We start from the raw sequence: 16,785 nt of genomic DNA on the forward strand, positions 1-16,785 counted from the left end.
AGGCGGACCTACGGTTTTGGTATACCATTTACCAAATCGCAGCCGCCGGGCAGAGTCAACCAACTGCGCCGTGCGCAGGAGAGGGGGAGAAAAAAGATGCTGAGCGCCGAGCAGAAACGCTTCTACGACGAGAACGGCTACCTGATGGTCGAGGACGTGGTCACCGGCGATGCGCTGCGCCGGTTGCAGGCCGTCACGCACGACCTGATCGACGCCTCGCGCGGGGTTGCCGAGAGCGACGAGATCTACGACCTGGACCACGGCCATTGCGCCGAGACGCCCCGGCTGACCCGGATCAAGCTGCCGCACAAGGTCGACCCCTGCTACGACGAGATCCTGAAATCGTCCGCCGTGACCGAGGTGCTGCGCGACCTGCTGGGGCCGGACGTGACCCTGCTGACGACCAAGCTGAACACCAAGGCGCCGGGCGGCGGCGCGGCGGTGGAGTGGCACCAGGATTGGGCCTTCTATCCGCACACCAACGACACCCTGCTGGCCGTGGGGCTGATGCTGGACGACGTGGACATGGCCAACGGCCCGCTGCAGGTCATCCCCGGCAGCCACCGCGGCCCGGTCCTGAGCCATCACGCCAACGGCTTCTTCTGCGGGGCGGTCGACCCCGAGGACCCGGATTTCCACCGTGACCGGGCGGTGACGCTGACCGGACGGGCGGGCAGCATGACGGTGCATCACTGCCGCACCCTGCACGGCTCGGCGCCGAACCGGTCCGACCGGCCGCGGCTGGTGCTGTTCTACGAATGCGCGACCGCCGATGCCTGGCCGATCCTGGGGGCCGCGTCCTATATCCACGAGCTGGGTCAACGGCGGTTCTGGGACGATCTGCAGGACCGCCTGGTCTGCGGTGCGCCCTGCCTGGAGCCGCGACTGGCCGATGTCCCGGTGCGGATGCCGCTGCCGCCGGCGCGCGACAACACGTCGATCTTCAAGACCCAGGCGGCGGGCGGCGTGAAATCGGCCTTCGGCTGAGCGGGAATCTCGCCCCGCCAGATCCAGCCCGACCTTGGGCGCGGGTGGAGGGGGTCGCGCGTCGGGGATCCCTGCCGCGCCGATCGGGCCGACACATGTCCGCCGCGCATCCGCCGGGGCAGTGCTCGCGCGCGGTCTCGAACGTCTCGCACGACATTCGTGCGGCAATGGTGGCGTGCCCCGAAATTTTGGTATACCAAAAAATCAGATGCCGGGGCCGGCCCTGTCGCCGTGCCCGTCCGCAAGGGAGATTTCACATGGCCAATACCCGCGCCAACAAGCGGTTTCGTTCGCAGGAATGGTTCGACAACCCCAACAACCCGGGGATGACCGCGCTCTATCTCGAGCGCTACCAGAACCAGACCCACACCCGGGCCGAGCTGCAATCGGGCAAGCCGATCATCGGCATCGCCCAGACCGGCAGCGACCTGGCGCCGTGCAACAAGATCCACGTGTTCCTGATGGACCGGATCAAGGCGGGCATCCGTGACGCGGGCGGCATCCCGATGGAATTTCCCGTCCACCCGATCCAGGAAACCGGCAAGCGCCCCACCGCCGCGCTGGACCGCAACCTGACCTATCTGGGCCTGGTCGAGGTGATGCATGGCTACCCGCTGGACGCCGTGGTGCTGACCACCGGCTGCGACAAGACAACGCCCGCCATGCTGATGGGCGCGGCGACCATGGACCTGCCCGCGATCACGCTGAACGGCGGACCGATGCTGGATGGCTGGTTCAAGGGCAAGCGCGTCGGCTCGGGCGGGGTGATCTGGGAAGGCCGCCGCCTGCTGGCCGAGGGCAAGATCGACTATGACGAATTCATCGACCGGGCCTGCGCGTCGGCCCCGTCGCTGGGCCACTGCAACACCATGGGCACGGCCAGCACCATGAACGCCATGGCCGAGGCGCTGGGCATGTCGCTGACCGGCTGCTCGGCCATCCCCGCGCCGTTCCGCGAGCGGATGGAGATGGCCTATGAAACCGGCAAGCGCATCGTCGCCATGGCCTACGAGGACCTGAAGCCGTCGGACATCATGACCCGCGAGGCCTTCGAGAACGCGATCGTCGTGAACTCGGCCATCGGCGGGTCCACCAACGCGCCGCCGCACCTGCAGGCCGTCGCCCGTCACATGGGGGTCGAGCTGAACGTGAAGGACTGGCAGACGGTGGGCTACGACGTGCCGCTGATGGTCAACATGCAGCCCGCGGGCGCTTACCTGGGCGAATCGTTCCACCGCGCGGGCGGGGTCCCGGCGGTGATGGCCGAGCTGGCCAAGGCCGGCCGCATCCACGGCGGCTGCATGACCGTGACCGGCCGGACCATGGCCGAGAACATCGCCGACCGCGAAAGCTTCGATCACGAGGTCATCACCACCTTCGACGCGCCCATGCGCAAGAACGCGGGCTTCGTGGTGCTGTCGGGCAACCTGTTCGACTCGGCGCTGATGAAGACCAGCGTGATCTCGGACGACTTCCGCCGCCGCTATCTCGACACGCCGGGCAGCGAGGGGATCTACGAGGCGCGGGCGGTCGTGTTCGAGGGCCCCGAGGATTACCACGACCGGATCAACGATCCGTCGCTGGAGATCGACGACCTGACCATCCTGTTCATCCGCAACGTGGGCTGCGTGGGCTATCCCGGCTCGGCCGAGGTGGTGAACATGCAGCCGCCCGATCACATCCTGCGCGGCGGCAACACCCACCTGCCCACCGTGGGCGACGGGCGGCAGTCGGGCACGTCCGAATCGCCCTCGATCCTCAACGCCTCGCCCGAGGCGGTGGTGGGCGGGGGCCTTGCGTTCCTGCGCACCGGCGACCGGGTGCGGCTGGACCTGAACGAGGCCACGCTGAACGCGCTGGTCACCGAGGAGGAGTGGAAGGAACGCCAGTCCGAATGGACGCCGCCCGAGATGAAGCACCAGACCCCGTGGCAGGAGATCTACCGCACCCATGTGGGCCAGCTGGGCGACGGCGGCTGCCTGGAGCTGGCCACCGCCTACCAGCGCATCGCGCGCGACCTGCCCCGCGACAACCATTGAAGGACACGACATGAGCCAGACCATCCTCATCACCGGCGCGTCCAGCGGCATCGGCCGCGTCACCGCGCGCCTGTTCCTCGACCAGGGCTGGAAGGTCGCCCTGGTCGGCCGCCGCAAATCCGCGCTGGAGGAAACCGCCGAGGGGCACGAGGACAGCGCGCTGATCCTGCCCACCGACGTGACCAGCGAGGACGCGGTCACGCAGAGCTTCGTCAAGGTGGCCGAGGAATGGGGCCGGCTCGACGTCCTGTTCAACAACGCGGGCATGAACGTGAAGGGCGGCACGCTGGACGAGATCAGCGTCGAGGATTTCCGCGCCCTGTCCGAGACCAACATCACCGGCATGTTCATCTGCGCCCGCGCGGCCTTCGGGCTGATGCGGCGGCAGGACCCCATGGGCGGGCGCATCATCAACAACGGGTCGATCTCGGCCCATGTCCCGCGGCCGGGCAGCGCGCCCTACACCATGTCGAAACACGCGGTGACGGGGCTGACGCGCACCGTGTCGCTGGACGGGCGGCCCTTCAACATCGCCTGCGGGCAGATCGATATCGGCAACGCGCTGACCGACATGGCCGAGGCGATGACCAAGGGCGTGCCGCAGGCCGACGGGTCCAACAAGGTCGAGGCGGTGATGGACGCGTCGAACGTGGCGTCGTCGGTCCTGCACATGGCGTCGCTGCCGGCCGAGGCCAACGTGCAGTTCATGACCGTGATGGCGACGACCATGCCCTATATCGGCCGCGGCTAGTCTTTCGGCACCGGGATCGGGCGCGCCTTGCGTTCGACCCGGTGCCTCCGGACCGGCAAATGCGACCAGGTATTTTTGGAAAGATGAAGCCGGGGACGGCGCGGGGCCCGATGCGCCGCACGGGGCGGGCGCGTTCCGGAAAGTGACGCTTTGAAGCAAAGCGCGCCGTGGGAGGTCCACGGCGCGCTTTGTCGTCCGTGCCGACCGCCGCGCGATCAGCCGCGCAGCGTGCCGCCGGTGGCCTTTTCGACCTTCTGCACGATGGCCTTCGAGATCGCGTCGATCTGCGCGTCCTTCAGCGTCTCGCCCTGGGGTTGCAGCCGGACGGTGATGGCCAGCGATTTCTTGCCCTCGCCCAGCGCGCCGCCGATGAACTGGTCGAAGACGCGCACGTCCTCGATCAGCGCCTTCTCGGCGGACTGCGCGGCGTTGACCAGCGTCGCGGCCTCGACCCGTTCGTCCACCACGAAGGCGAAGTCGCGTTCCACCGCCTGCAGGTCCGACAGCGCCAGCGCGTGGCGGGCGGCGTCCTGGTTGCGCGGCTGCGGGATCTCGTCGGGGAAGATCGTGAAGGCCACGGCGGGTGTCTTGATCCCAAGGGCCTTGAGCACGCGGGGGTGCAGCGCGCCGAAGACGGCCAGCGTCTTCTTCGGTCCGAGGCAGATGCGGCCGTGCTGCCCGGGATGCCACCAGCCGTCGGCCTCGCGCAGGATCTGGGTCTTGGCGGGCGCACCGAGCGCGGCGAGCACCGCCTCGACATCGGCCTTGGCGTCGAAGGGATCCACGGGCCGCGCGGCGCCGTGCACGTCCTTCGGCCCGGTGCGTCCGGTCAGAAGGCCCGCGACCTGCAACGCCTGCTCGCCCGGCTCGCCGCCGTGGAAGGCGGCGCCGACCTCGAACAGGGCCATGTCGGTCTGGCCGCGCTTGTGGTTGCGCGCGGCGGCCTGCAGCAGCCCGGGCAGGAGCGACGGGCGCAGGTGGCTCATCTCGGACGAGATCGGGTTCTCGAGCATGGTCGCGTCATCGCCGCCGCCGAACAGCGTCGCCGCCTCGCGGTCGATGAAGGAATAGCTGACCACCTCGTTATAGCCCAGCGCGGCGCAGGTCCGGCGGGCGGCCTGTTCGCGTTTCTGCGCCGGGGTCAGGATCGGCGCGGGGACGCCGGGCCGGGCGCGGGGCATGGGCTGCGGCCGGAGCGCGGTGAGCGAGGCCACGCGCGCGACCTCTTCCACCAGGTCGGCGGGGCCGCGGACGTCGCTGCGCCAGCTGGGCACATGCGCCTCGTCGCCGTCGAGCGTGAAGCCCAGCGCCGTCAGCGTCTCGCGCTGGGTGTCCGGCGCGATCTCCATTCCCACCAGCGACTGCACGCGCGTCGTGTCCAGCGTGTAGCTGCGCGGCTCGAGCGGGGCGGCGCCGGCTTCGACGACCTCGGACGCCTCGCCGCCGCAAAGATCGAGGATCATCCGCGTGGCAAGCTCGAGCCCCGGGCGGGTGAAGGCAGGATCGACGCCGCGCTCGAACCGGTAGCGGGCGTCGGAATTGATCTTCAGCGCGCGGCCCGTGCGAGCGATGGTGACGGGGTTCCAGAAGGCGGATTCGAGGAACACGTCCGTGGTGTCGTCGGACACGCCCGAGGGCGCACCGCCCATGATGCCGGCGATGGATTCGACGCCCGTGTCGTCGGAGATCGCGATCATGCCGGGCTGGAAGGTGTAGTCCCGCTCGTCCAGCGCCTCGAGCGTCTCTCCGCCCTCGGCCAGGTGCACGCGCAGGTCGCCCGTGACCTTGGCGGCGTCGAAGACGTGCAGCGGGCGGTTCTGGTCGAAGGTGAAGAAGTTGGTGATGTCGACGAGCGCCGAGATCGGGCGCAGGCCGATCGCCTTCAGCCGGGCCTGCAGCCAGGCGGGGGAGGGGCCGTTCTTCACGCCGCGGATCAGGCGGCCGGTGAAATGTGGTGCGTGCTCGAGCCCGGCGTCGTCGATGGTGACGCCGACGGGGCAGGGGAAGCCGCCGGCGACGGTCTCCTCGGGCGCGGGCTTGAGCGTGCCGAGGCCGCGCGCGGCGAGGTCCCGGGCGATGCCGCGCACGCCCAGCGCGTCCTGCCGGTTGGGGGTGATCGCGATCTCGATCACCGGGTCGACCTTCTGCGGGTCGTTGGCGGCCAGCCAGTCGGTGAAGCGCTGGCCGACCTCGCCCGACGGCAGCTCGATGATGCCGTCATGGGCGTCGCTGAGCTCCATCTCGCGCTCGGAGGCCATCATGCCGTGGGATTCGACACCGCGGATCTTGCCGACCTGGATCGTGGTGTCGATGCCGGGGACGTAGGTGCCGGGCTTGGCCACGACCACGGTGATGCCCGCGCGCGCGTTCGGGGCGCCGCAGATGATCTGCTGAAGGCCCTCGTCGGTCCGCACCTGGCAGACCTGGAGACGGTCCGCGTCGGGATGCTTTTCGGCCGTCTCGACATAGCCCAGCGTGAAATCGGCAAGCCGCGCGGTCGGGTCGGTGACCTCTTCCACCTCGAGGCCGAGATCGGTCAGCGTCTCGGCGATCCGGTCCACCGTGGCGTCGGTGTCCAGGTGATCCTTGAGCCAGGAAAGCGTGAATTTCATCTTACGTCCCGCGTGCTGTCTGCTTGCCGCGCGGGATTAGCGTCTCTGCTCGGGAAAGAAAAGCGGCGCAGGGTGACGTAGCGTCGCCCGAAGATCGACACATTTATCCGGAATGACGACGACGGGGGGACCGGGGGCCTTGTCCACGCAGAAGCGTGTTGAGGAGGATGACATGAGTCTGAGAGGCCCAATCCTGATCGTATTCGCGGCGAGTCTCATCATGTCGCCGCTCGTCATCGGGAAATCGTCCAACCACAAGATCCGCCTGTCCACCGGGAAAGTGACCGACTGTACGCCTTCGGCGTCAATTCGGTCGGTGGTCGGTCCGGCTGTCCCGCGACGAACTGGGGTCGCTAGGCCCCCTGTGCTGCGCCGCCCAGCGCGACACGGCCAGGGCGGGCAACAGGATCACGGCCCAGCCGATCGCGTTCAGGATCGTCAGCTTGAGCTTCAGGTCGTCCGGGTAGCGGTCGCTGAGCCACAGGCCCGCATGCCCCCCGATGACCAGGGCGGCGGTGACGACGACGAACAGGATCTTTGCCAGTCTCATCAACCGCATGTGGGGTGGCGACGGCGGCCCTGCCATGCGACCGGATTTCGCAAGGCCCCCGGGGGGCTCAGGGCTCGTTGTCTTCCCGGTCGGCCAGGTCCGACATGTCGCCAACCCGCAGCATCCGCACCTCGCGGATCACCTTCAGCGTGGGCTTGACCCCGAACAGGACCGAGCCGACCATGAACAGCCAGATCGCGAGCGTCTCGGTGGCCGTCCAGAAGAACAGGACCGAGCCTACGAGGAAGAACATCGCGGCGAGGAAATCGACGCAGGTATGCGCCAGCTCGAACCAGGCGTAGATGCGTTTCGTCCGCTCGCTTTGCTGGCGGGTCTCGTGTCGGAACAGGTCCGTGGGCCGCATCAAGCCCCGCCGCGCAGGGTGGGCACCTGCAACGCCGAGAAGCCGTAGTGGCGCAGCCAGCGCAGGTCGCTGTCGAAGAACGCACGCAGGTCGGGGATGCCGTATTTCAGCATCGCCATGCGGTCGATCCCCATGCCGAAGGCGAAGCCCTGCCACTGGTCGGGGTCGACGCCGCCGGCCTGCAGCACCTTGGGATGCACCATGCCCGAGCCCAGGACCTCGAGCCAGCCATCGCCTTCGCCCACCTTCACGGTGCCGCCTTCGAAGCTGCACTGGATGTCGACCTCGGCCGACGGTTCGGTGAACGGGAAGTGCGACGCGCGGAAGCGGGTCTTCACGGTGCGGCCGAAATAGGCGGTGAAGAATTCCTCGAGCACCCATTTCAGATTTGCCATGCTCAGGTCGCGGTCGATGGCGAGGCCTTCGATCTGGTGGAACATGGGGGTGTGCGTCTGGTCGTAATCTGCGCGGTAGACGCGGCCGGGGCAGATGACGCGGAGGGGCGCGCCGTGTTCTTCCATGGACCGGATCTGCACCGGGCTGGTCTGGGTGCGCAGCACGTGGGCCGGGCGGTCGTCGCCTTCGCCCCGGTGCATGTAGAACGTGTCCTGCTCTTCCCGGGCCGGGTGGTAGTCGGGGATGTTCAGCGCACCGAAATTGTACCAGTCCGATTCCACCTGCGGGCCCTCGGCCATGGTGAAGCCCATGTCGCCGAAGATGGTGGTGCATTCCTCCCAGACCTGGCTGATCGGGTGGATCGACCCGCGGGCCGGTCCGCCGGCGCCGCCGCGGGCGGGCAGGGTGACGTCCAGCCATTCGCGGCTCAGCCGTTCCTCGAGCGCGGCGTCTTCCAGCGCGGCCTTCTTGGCGGCGATGGCCGACGTGATCTCGTCCTTCAGGGCGTTGAGGCGCGGGCCTTCGACCTGGCGTTCCTCGGGCGTCATCTTGCCCAGGGACCGCATGGCGAGGCTCACCTCGCCCTTCTTGCCGATGGCGTCCAGCCGCACCTGTTCCAGCGCGGCCTCTTCCGAGGCGTCGTTGATGCGGGCGAGATATTTGTCGCGCAGGTCGGTCATGGGGGCATCCCGGGGCGTTTCAGGGTCGGTCCGGGTGCTACAGGCTGTCGCGGATGCGCGCAAGCCGTGGGCGCCGCAGGGGCCGGTCCTATGTTCCGCCCCACAGCAATCATGGAGGATACCGATGATGATGACCCGTCTGGCGCTTGGATGCGCCCTGCTTGCCAGCCCCGCGCTGGCCGAGGACGTGACCTACGAGGTCGATGGCGAAAGCTTCACCGGGTACATGGCCAAGGCCGAGAACCCGCAGGGCACGGTGCTGATCGTGCACGACTGGGACGGCATGACCGATTACGAACGGCAGCGCGCCGACATGCTGGCCGGCATGGGCTACGACGCCTTCGCGCTGGACATGTTCGGCGACGAGACCCCGACCGAGACGGTGGATCACCGCCGCGCGGCCACCGGTGCGCTGTACGAGGACCGCGAGCGGATGCGGATGCTGATCGAGGCGGGGCTGGAGCAGGCCCGCGCGAACGGCTCGGACACGCCGCTGGTCGTGATCGGCTACTGCTTCGGCGGCGCCGTGACGCTGGAAATGGCGCGGTCCGACATGGCCGACGAGGCGGTGGGCTATGCCACCTTCCACGGCGGGCTGGGCACGCCCGAAGGGCAGAGCTGGGACGGGGACGAACCGCCGATCCTCGTGGCGCACGGCGCGGCCGACACCTCGATCACCATGGACGACGTGGCGGAGTTCACCGACACGCTGAACGAGGCCGGCAACACCTTCACGGTCGAGGTCTATTCCGGCGCGCCGCACGCCTTCACCGTCATCGGCTCGGACCGCTACCAGGAACGCGCGGACACCGAGAGCTGGGAAGCCTTCAGCGACTTCCTTGGTGAAGTCGCAAGCTAACCGTTAGCCCGCGTGTTGCGAGGGGCCGCTGTGCAGGCGGCCCCTCGATCCCTTTTCGCGGGACGCCCCCCGCGCCAGCATGTGACAAGCGGATCCCGAGCGGCTAGGCTTCGGTATCCGGCGGCGTCGTCGCGCACCGACGCGACCCGGCCGCCGAGACGGATCGGTGTCGCATCCCAATCAGTTTCTTTGCCGGGATGCCGCCTCGGACCGCAGTGCAGGCTAGGCACGCTCGGGGTGCCGATGCAGGCGGGTCCTGCGGTGTGCGTTTTTGCGTATCTTATGCGCCGAAATCCGACTTACTGCGCGTCTGGTAACGGTTAAGTATCCCTCATCACAGAACGTGGAGAGAGCCGATGAGCTGGAACCCTGCCCTTGATCCCCACTGCCCCACCGGAGACGAGGTGGACGCCATCGAGACCGTCATCGTGCCGCGCGCGCGGGATCTGGGCGGTTTCGAGGTGCGGCGCGCCTTGCCCGCCCCACGCCGCCAGATGGTCGGGCCCTTCATCTTCTTCGACCAGATGGGCCCCGCCGAGTTTCTGCCCACGCGCGGCATGGATGTCCGCCCGCACCCCCATATCGGCCTGGCGACGATCTCGTACCTGTTCCGCGGGCGCATGCATCACCGCGACAGCCTGGGCACCGATGCCTGGATCGAGCCGGGGGCGGTCAACTGGATGGTCGCGGGGCAGGGCATCACCCATTCCGAGCGCACCGACGACAGCACGCAGGTCGACCCGATGCCCTTTTTCGGCATCCAGACCTGGGTCGCCCTGCCGAAGGACCACGAGGACAGGGCGCCCGAGTTCGAGCACGCCGCGGCCGACGCGCTGCCCGTGCTGGAGGGCGAGGGGAAATCGGTTCGGCTGATCCTGGGGAACGCCTGGGGCGAACAGGCCCCCGTGAAGACGGCGTCCGAGATGTTCTATGCCGATGCCGTTCTTGCGGCCGGCGCCGCGATTCCCCTGCCCGACAACCACGAGGACCGCGGCATCTACGTCGTCGAAGGCGAGGTCATCGTCGCCGGCGAGACATTCGAAGCCGGCCGCATGATGGTCTTCCGGCCCGGTGACCGCGTGTCGGTGAGGGCGGGGCCCGGCGGCGCGCGGGTGATGCTGCTTGGCGGCGAGACCCTGGAAGGGCCGCGATATATCTGGTGGAACTTCGTGGCCTCGTCGAAGGAGCGGATCGAGGAGGCCAAGGAAGCCTGGCGCGCCGGGGATTGGCAGAACGGCCGTTTCCACCTGCCCCCGGGCGACGATGCGGAGTTCATCCCGCTGCCGGAGCGTTAAGCCCGCTTCCGGGCGGGGAAGCCCCCGGTGGCCGGGAATAAAAAACGCCCCCGCAGCAACCTGCGGGGGCGTTTCGAATTCTCACGCCGTGACGCGATCGTGGCTCAGGCGGCCAGGGCGCCCTTGGCCTGGTCGACGATGGCCGAGAACGCCTCGGGCTCGTGAACGGCCAGGTCGGCCAGAACCTTGCGGTCGACCTCGATGCCGGCCAGCGACAGGCCGTTGATGAAGCGCGAGTAGGTCATCGTCTCGTCGTTCAGGCGCACCGCGGCGTTGATCCGCTGGATCCACAGGGCGCGGAAGTTGCGCTTGCGGTTCTTGCGGTCGCGGGTGGCGTACTGGTTGGCCTTGTCGACGGCCTGGGTCGCCGTCTTGAAGACGTTCTTGCGACGGCCGTAATAGCCTTTGGCGGCCTTGGTGATTTTCTTGTGACGGGCGTGGGTCGTGGTCCCACCTTTAACGCGTGCCATGGGTCAGACCTCCTGATTAGCGGGCGTAGGGCATGTAGGATTTGATCAGCTTCTGATCGGGCTCGCTCAGGACCTGGGTCCCGCGCGCATCGCGGATGAATTTCTTCGACCGCTTGATCATGCCGTGCCGCTTGCCGGCCTGGCCACCGACGACCTTGCCGGTCGCGGTCACCTTGAAGCGCTTCTTGGCGCTCGACTTCGTTTTCATCTTCGGCATTTCCGTCTCCTGTCCGTTAGGGCGGTGACGACGCGACTCGGCATGCCTTTCGGCCGGTCGCGCCGGTTGGAGCGCGGCGTATAGGCAAGCGCCGGCAGCTTGGCAAGGGGGCGAAGGTCAGTTCAGCAGTCGTCCGATTACCCGGAACAGCATGTCGGGCAGTTCGGCGGGTTGGAGCCCGCCGGGCAGACGGCCCGCGCCCCACCAGGCCAGCCCGCCGCCCGCCAGCGCCAGGGTCAGCGCAAGGACCGGCCGGCGCGCGTCCACCCGCGCCGACAGCCACGAAGGCAGCGCCAGCAGCGCCACGAACAGCCCGACGATCACGGCCGTTTCGGGATGCATGTCGATCAGCCCGTCCACGACGCGGCCCGCCCGGTCAGTCGTTCTGGTCCTGCGGGTAGATGAGGCGGTCGTCGCACGGCGCGACGCGCAGGATGTTGGTGGTGCCCGCCTGCCCGAAGGGCACACCGGCGGTGACGACTATCTGGTCCTTCTCGGTGGCGAAGCCTTCCGACTTGGCGGCGGCGACGGCGTTCAGCACGGCTTCCTTGAAGCGGCCGACCTCGCCCGTGGGGACGCAGTGGATACCCCAGGTCAGGCACAGCCGGCGGGCGGTGCGCATGACCGGCGTGAGGCCGAGAATCGGAACCTGCGGGCGTTCCCGTGCGACGAGCGATGCCGTGGTGCCCGATTGCGAGAAGCAGCAGATGGCCTGGATGTCCGTGGTTTCCGCGATCTCGCGCGCGGCCGACACGATGGCGTCGGCCACGGTCTGCTTGTCACCGCCGCGGCTGGCGTTGATGACATCGCGGTAGGTCGGGTCGCTTTCGACCTCGACCGCGACGTTGTTCATCGTGCTCACGGCCTCGATCGGGTAGCTGCCGGCGGCGGATTCGGCCGACAGCATGACGGCATCCGCGCCCTCGTAGATGGCGGCGGCCACGTCCGAGACCTCGGCCCGGGTGGGCATGGGCGAATCGATCATCGACTCGAGCATCTGCGTGGCCACGATCACCGGCTTGGCGGCGGCGCGGCACTTGCGCACGAGACGCTTCTGGATCGGCGGGACGTTCTGCACCGGCAGTTCCACGCCCAGGTCGCCGCGCGCCACCATGATCCCGTCCGACGCCTCGAGGATCGCGTCGAAGTTCTTCACCGCCGAGGGCTTTTCGATCTTGGAAAGAACGGCGGCGCGGCCCCGGGCCAGCGTGCGGGCCTCTTCCACGTCGGCGGGCCGCTGCACGAAGCTCAGCGCCAGCCAGTCGACGCCGAGATCGGCCACGAAATCCAGGTCCTTGCGGTCCTTTTCCGACAGCGCGGCCAGCGGCAGCTCGACATCGGGGACGTTCACGCCCTTGCGGTTCGAGATCGTGCCGCCGACGGTCACCACGCAATTGGCGTAGTCCTTGCCGAAATCCTTGACCTTCAGGCGGATCTTGCCGTCGTTGACCAGCAGGGTCGCGCCGTCCTCGAGCGCCTCGAAGATCTCGGTATGGGGCAGTTGCACGCGGGTGGCGTCGCCGGGCGTATCGTCCAGGTCCAGCCGGAAGTCCTGGCCCTCGCTCAGTTCCTCCTGGCCGTTGGCGAAGACGCCCACGCGCAGCTTGGGACCCTGGAGGTCGGCGAGGATAGCGATCGGCCGGCCGGTGTCCTTCTCGATCTGGCGGATGATGCTGTGCCGCTCGGCGATGTCTGAATGTTCGCCGTGGCTCATGTTCAGGCGGAACACGTCGGCGCCGGCTTCGAAGAGCGCGCGGATCGTGTCGTAGTCGCTTGAAGCGGGGCCCAGCGTCGCGACGATCTTGATCTTGCGCAGGCGTCTCATGGCGGAAGTCTCCGTTAGCGTCGGACAGGTTGACCCGGTTATGGCGGCTTTCCCGCAGGCCCGCAACCGGCGGCGCGGGGTTGACGGGTCACGGGAGGCTCCCCAGCTTAAATGCCGAGCATCCAATCAAGAAGAAAAGGGGACAATCTTGGATCAATCGACCAGAACCGAACTCGAAGCCGCCGCGTTCCGCCGCCTGCGCCAGCACCTGAGCGAACGGACCGACGTGCAGAATATCGACCTGATGAACATGGCCGGCTTCTGCCGCAACTGCCTGGCCCGCTGGTACCAGGAAGAGGCCGAGAAGCGCGATATCGCCATGACCAAGGACGCCGCGCGCGAGGCCTTCTACGGCATGCCCTACGACGTGTGGCGCGACATGTACCAGACCGAGGCGACCGACGCGCAGAAGGCCGACTTTGAAAAGGCCGGCGCCGGCCACTGATGGGACGCCGGGCCGAGCTGGACCGGTTCGTGCACGCGGCCCTTTCGGCCGGGCGCGACCGGGCCGACATCGCATCGGCCCTGCGGGCGGCAGGCTGGCCCGGACGCGATATCGACCGGGCGCTCGGAGCCTATCACCGGAGCGATTTCCTGCCGCCCGTCCCGCGCCCGCAGCCTTTCGTATCGGGGCGCGACGCTTTTCTTTACGGCCTGACCTTCGTCGCGCTGGTGGTCGTGGTGGTGAACGCCGTGTCGCTGGCGTTCGAGGCGATCGAGTGGGCGTTGCGCGACACAGGGCGCTTGCGCGCCGAATGGCGGATTGCCGCGTTGGCGGTGTTTGCACCGGTCTTCGTGGCGCTGGATCGGCGGGCGCGCGGGTCCGACCGCGACAGTCCCATGCGCAAGATCTGTGCCTACGCGGCACTGTTCTGCGCGTCGATCGTGATCCTGGCCGACCTGGTGGCGGTCCTGGCGCTGCTGCTTGGCGGCGGGCTGGGGGCCGAGGTGGCGCTGAAGGCGCTGGCGGTGGGCATCGCGGCGGCGGCGGTCGGGTTTTACTACCGCGCGGACCTGGCCGAGGACGCCCCGGCGCAGACAGAGGAAGAGGCATGAGGCGATCATTTGCAACTGGCGCGGTGCTGGCGGTGGCATTGACCCTGTCGGCACCGCTATCGGCGGATCCGTCACCGCAGCTGGCACGGTCGGTCGCCGATCGCCTGTCGCGCTACGGCATCGACGTCGCGCCCGGCGCTTTGACCACGGCGCAGGCCGCGGCGCTGCATATCCTGATGGTGGACGGCACGCCCTACCTGCAGGTGCGGCGCAAGGCGCGTACCATCCTGACCAGCCCCGAGTTCCGGGACTGACCGATATTCGCTGAATGACCGGGGTTAGACGGCGGCCTTGCGCGACTCGTCCAGGTAGATCTCGCGCAGGCGCGCGGCCACCGGGCCGGGCGTGCCATCGCCGATGGGCGCGCCATCAAGCTCGACCACCGGCATGACGAAGGTCGAGGCCGAGGTGATGAAGGCCTCGTCGGCCGCGGCCGCCTCCTCCAGCGTGAAGGACCGTTCCTCGACGCGCATCTGCGCCTCGCGGGCGAAGCGCAGCACGGCGGCGCGGGTGATCCCGTGCAGAATCTCGTTGCCCAGGTGCCGCGTGATGATGGTGCCGTCCTTGACGATGTAGGCGTTGTTCGACGTGCCCTCGGTCACGTGCCCGTCCTCGACCATCCAGGCGTCATGGGCGCCCGCGGCCTTGGCCATCATCTTGCCCATGGACGGGTAGAGCAGCTGCACCGTCTTGATGTCGCGGCGGCCCCAGCGTTCGTCGGGGATCGAGATGATCTTCATCCCCTGCTTCGCCATGGGCGCGTCCGCGAGGCCCGGCTTTTCCTGCGTGAACAGCACGACCGTCTGGGGCGTCTGGGCATCGGGATACGCGAAATCGCGATCCGCCGCGCCGCGCGTGATCTGCAGGTAGATCAGCCCGTCATCCAGCCCGTTGTCGGCCACCAGCTTGCGATGGATGTCGAGCAGTTCGTCCGCGCCCATGGGCATCGGCATGTCCAGCTCGGCCAGCGACCGTTCCAGCCGCGCGGCGTGGCCGGCGAAATCCAGGATCTTGCCGCCCAGCACGCTGGTCACCTCGTAGACACCGTCGGCGAACAGGAAGCCGCGGTCGAAAACGGACACCTTGGCGTCCGCTTCGGGGACGAATTCGCCGTTGACGTAGACGGTGCGCGACATGGGCTGGCTCCTTGGGCTGTTGATCGTCCCATCGGGCAGGGCGGGCGTGCTGTCAAGCGGCACCCTTTTCGCGGTTGCAGCATTGCGCGCAATAATCTAACCGTTCAGGCAACGTATCAGACACAATATTGCGAGACCGCGCCATGTCCTTCCGTATCCAGCCCCAGCCGCCCGCCCGACCCAACCGTTGCCAGCTGTTCGGCCCCGGCTCGCGCCCGGCGATCTTCGAGAAGATGGCCCAGTCCGACGCCGACGTCATCAACCTGGACCTCGAGGACAGCGTCAGCCCCGACGACAAGGCCGAGGCGCGGAAGAACATCATCCAGGCCATCGGCGATATCGACTGGGGCACCAAACATCTGTGCGTGCGGATCAACGGGCTGGACACGCCCTACTGGTACCGCGACATCGTCGACATCCTCGAGCAGGCCGGAGACCGGATCGACCAGTTCATGATCCCCAAGGTCGGCAACGCCGCCGACATCTACGCGGTGGACGCGCTGGTCACGGCGGTCGAGGCCGCTAAGGGCCGCACCAAGCCCGTCGCGCTTGAGGTCATCATCGAGACCGCGGCCGGCATCGCCCATGTCGAGGAGATCGCCGCCGCCAGCCCGCGCCTTCAGGCCATGAGCCTCGGCGCCGCGGATTTCGCGGCCTCCATGGGGATGGCGACCACCGGGATCGGCGGCACGCAGGAAAACTACTACATGCACCGCGAGGGTCAGAAATACTGGTCGGACCCGTGGCACTGGGCGCAGGCGGCGATCGTCGCGGCCTGCCGCACCCACGGGGTGCTGCCGGTGGACGGGCCCTTCGGCGATTTCAGCGACGACGAGGGGTTCCGGGCGCAGGCCCTGCGGTCCGCCACGCTGGGCATGGTCGGCAAATGGGCCATCCACCCCAAGCAGGTGGCGCTGGCCAACGAGGTCTTCACCCCTTCGGACGACGCGGTGCGCGAGGCGCGCGAGATCCTCGAGGCCATGGAAGAGGCCAAGCGCACCGGGCAGGGTGCCGCCGTTTACAAGGGGCGCCTGGTCGACCTCGCCTCGATCCGGCAGGCCGAGGTCATCGTGCGCCAGTCCGAGATGATCGCGGGGTGAGCCTGTCCCTGCCGCTGGTGGCGCTGCTGGTGCCCGACTACGACGCCGGCATCGCGTTCTTCACCGCCATCGGCTTCGACCTGGTGACGGACGAGGACCAGGGCCGCAAGCGCTGGGTGGTCGTCGCGCCGCCCGGCGGCGGGGCCAGCCTGCTGCTGGCGCGCGCCGAGGGCCCGCAGGCCGGGGCCATCGGTCAGCAGGCGGGTGGCCGCGTCGGCTTCTTCCTGCACAGCCGCGATTTCGACGCCGACCGCGCCGCCATCACCGCCGCCGGCGGCACCTTCGAGGAGGATCCGCGCAATGAGCCCTATGGCCGCGTCGCCGTGTTCCGCGACCCGTGGGGCAACCGGTGGGACCTGATCGCGCCGGCCTGAACGCGCCCGTCACCCGGCGCCCTGCTTGACCATTCGCGCTTTGCGTTCCAATTGAAGGCCCAAGGAGAGCGCCG

Annotated in this window: 19 protein-coding genes; 10 read left to right on the plus strand and 9 right to left on the minus strand. The window is 68.3% G+C overall.

All coding sequences use genetic code 11. From position 1 onward, the window contains the following. The first annotated feature begins 96 nt into the window (after nt 1-96). From BUB76_RS05130 to BUB76_RS05140, 3 genes are all read left to right on the plus strand, one after another. Nucleotides 97-987 (plus strand): phytanoyl-CoA dioxygenase family protein, encoded by an 891-nt coding sequence (locus tag BUB76_RS05130; protein ID WP_073127412.1) that lies wholly within the window; start codon nt 97-99, stop codon nt 985-987. A gap of 257 nt (nt 988-1,244) precedes the next feature. Continuing rightward, on the plus strand, nt 1,245-3,026 hold the full coding sequence (locus BUB76_RS05135; RefSeq protein WP_073127414.1) for an IlvD/Edd family dehydratase: 1,782 nt from the start codon (nt 1,245-1,247) through the stop codon (nt 3,024-3,026). Nucleotides 3,027-3,036: 10 nt separating this feature from the next. Next, a complete protein-coding gene (locus BUB76_RS05140) occupies nt 3,037-3,777 on the plus strand; it encodes an SDR family oxidoreductase (RefSeq protein WP_073127418.1) in 741 nt (246 codons plus the stop codon). A 215-nt stretch (nt 3,778-3,992) separates the two neighbouring features. Here BUB76_RS05140 and pheT read toward each other — a convergent pair whose 3' ends face one another. The 4 genes from pheT to pheS form a co-directional block, all read right to left on the minus strand. Next, the gene (gene pheT / locus BUB76_RS05145) at nt 3,993-6,389 is read right to left on the minus strand and encodes a phenylalanine--tRNA ligase subunit beta (protein ID WP_073127421.1); all 2,397 of its coding nucleotides are present in this window, start codon (nt 6,387-6,389) and stop codon (nt 3,993-3,995) included. A gap of 304 nt (nt 6,390-6,693) precedes the next feature. Next, entirely contained in the window at nt 6,694-6,939 is a 246-nt protein-coding gene (locus BUB76_RS05150) for a hypothetical protein (RefSeq protein ID WP_073127423.1), read from the minus strand. Nucleotides 6,940-7,006: 67 nt separating this feature from the next. Next, a complete protein-coding gene (locus BUB76_RS05155; RefSeq protein WP_073127425.1) occupies nt 7,007-7,303 on the minus strand; it encodes a YrhK family protein in 297 nt (98 codons plus the stop codon). After that, the gene (pheS, locus tag BUB76_RS05160; protein ID WP_073127427.1) at nt 7,303-8,379 is read right to left on the minus strand and encodes a phenylalanine--tRNA ligase subunit alpha; all 1,077 of its coding nucleotides are present in this window, start codon (nt 8,377-8,379) and stop codon (nt 7,303-7,305) included. Before pheS ends, BUB76_RS05155 begins: the two co-directional genes overlap by 1 nt. A gap of 127 nt (nt 8,380-8,506) precedes the next feature. On the opposite strand from pheS, the gene BUB76_RS05165 reads away from it, so the two are divergent. Then, nucleotides 8,507-9,238 (plus strand): dienelactone hydrolase family protein, encoded by a 732-nt coding sequence (locus tag BUB76_RS05165; RefSeq protein ID WP_236737860.1) that lies wholly within the window; start codon nt 8,507-8,509, stop codon nt 9,236-9,238. Between the two features lie 356 nt (nt 9,239-9,594). Next, nucleotides 9,595-10,533 (plus strand): pirin family protein, encoded by a 939-nt coding sequence (locus tag BUB76_RS05170; RefSeq protein WP_073127431.1) that lies wholly within the window; start codon nt 9,595-9,597, stop codon nt 10,531-10,533. Between the two features lie 104 nt (nt 10,534-10,637). Here BUB76_RS05170 and rplT read toward each other — a convergent pair whose 3' ends face one another. The 4 genes from rplT to pyk form a co-directional block, all read right to left on the minus strand. Beyond that, a complete protein-coding gene (gene rplT, locus BUB76_RS05175) occupies nt 10,638-11,003 on the minus strand; it encodes a 50S ribosomal protein L20 (protein WP_073127434.1) in 366 nt (121 codons plus the stop codon). 16 nt (nt 11,004-11,019) lie between these two features. Further along, entirely contained in the window at nt 11,020-11,220 is a 201-nt protein-coding gene (rpmI, locus tag BUB76_RS05180; protein ID WP_073127436.1) for a 50S ribosomal protein L35, read from the minus strand. Nucleotides 11,221-11,337: 117 nt separating this feature from the next. Then, nucleotides 11,338-11,580, minus strand: coding sequence for a hypothetical protein (locus tag BUB76_RS05185; RefSeq protein ID WP_073127438.1), 243 nt, complete (start codon nt 11,578-11,580; stop codon nt 11,338-11,340). Nucleotides 11,581-11,596: 16 nt separating this feature from the next. Next, a complete protein-coding gene (pyk, locus tag BUB76_RS05190) occupies nt 11,597-13,045 on the minus strand; it encodes a pyruvate kinase (RefSeq protein ID WP_073127440.1) in 1,449 nt (482 codons plus the stop codon). Between the two features lie 148 nt (nt 13,046-13,193). On the opposite strand from pyk, the gene BUB76_RS05195 reads away from it, so the two are divergent. The 3 genes from BUB76_RS05195 to BUB76_RS17895 are packed head-to-tail and all read left to right on the plus strand — an operon-like array spanning nt 13,194 to nt 14,355. After that, nucleotides 13,194-13,490 carry a DUF1244 domain-containing protein gene (locus BUB76_RS05195; protein WP_073127442.1) on the plus strand — a complete coding sequence of 99 codons (297 nt, stop codon included), beginning with the start codon at nt 13,194-13,196 and terminating at the stop codon, nt 13,488-13,490. Beyond that, nucleotides 13,490-14,101 carry a DUF5671 domain-containing protein gene (locus BUB76_RS17890; RefSeq protein ID WP_073127444.1) on the plus strand — a complete coding sequence of 204 codons (612 nt, stop codon included), beginning with the start codon at nt 13,490-13,492 and terminating at the stop codon, nt 14,099-14,101. Before BUB76_RS05195 ends, BUB76_RS17890 begins: the two co-directional genes overlap by 1 nt. Further along, nucleotides 14,098-14,355 carry a hypothetical protein gene (locus BUB76_RS17895; RefSeq protein WP_175550267.1) on the plus strand — a complete coding sequence of 86 codons (258 nt, stop codon included), beginning with the start codon at nt 14,098-14,100 and terminating at the stop codon, nt 14,353-14,355. Before BUB76_RS17890 ends, BUB76_RS17895 begins: the two co-directional genes overlap by 4 nt. A 24-nt stretch (nt 14,356-14,379) precedes the next feature. Here BUB76_RS17895 and BUB76_RS05210 read toward each other — a convergent pair whose 3' ends face one another. After that, the gene (locus BUB76_RS05210; protein WP_073127448.1) at nt 14,380-15,237 is read right to left on the minus strand and encodes a D-amino-acid transaminase; all 858 of its coding nucleotides are present in this window, start codon (nt 15,235-15,237) and stop codon (nt 14,380-14,382) included. A gap of 143 nt (nt 15,238-15,380) precedes the next feature. Between BUB76_RS05210 and BUB76_RS05215 the strand changes: the two genes are divergently transcribed. Together BUB76_RS05215 and BUB76_RS05220 are read left to right on the plus strand one after the other, a co-directional pair. Then, a complete protein-coding gene (locus BUB76_RS05215) occupies nt 15,381-16,337 on the plus strand; it encodes an L-malyl-CoA/beta-methylmalyl-CoA lyase (protein WP_073127450.1) in 957 nt (318 codons plus the stop codon). Continuing rightward, on the plus strand, nt 16,334-16,711 hold the full coding sequence (locus tag BUB76_RS05220) for a VOC family protein (RefSeq protein WP_236737861.1): 378 nt from the start codon (nt 16,334-16,336) through the stop codon (nt 16,709-16,711). The genes BUB76_RS05215 and BUB76_RS05220 overlap by 4 nt, the downstream gene beginning before the upstream one ends. Nucleotides 16,712-16,785: the final 74 nt, after the last annotated feature.

It is taken from the genome of Palleronia salina (assembly GCF_900141995.1).
Lineage (GTDB): Bacteria > Pseudomonadota > Alphaproteobacteria > Rhodobacterales > Rhodobacteraceae > Palleronia > Palleronia salina.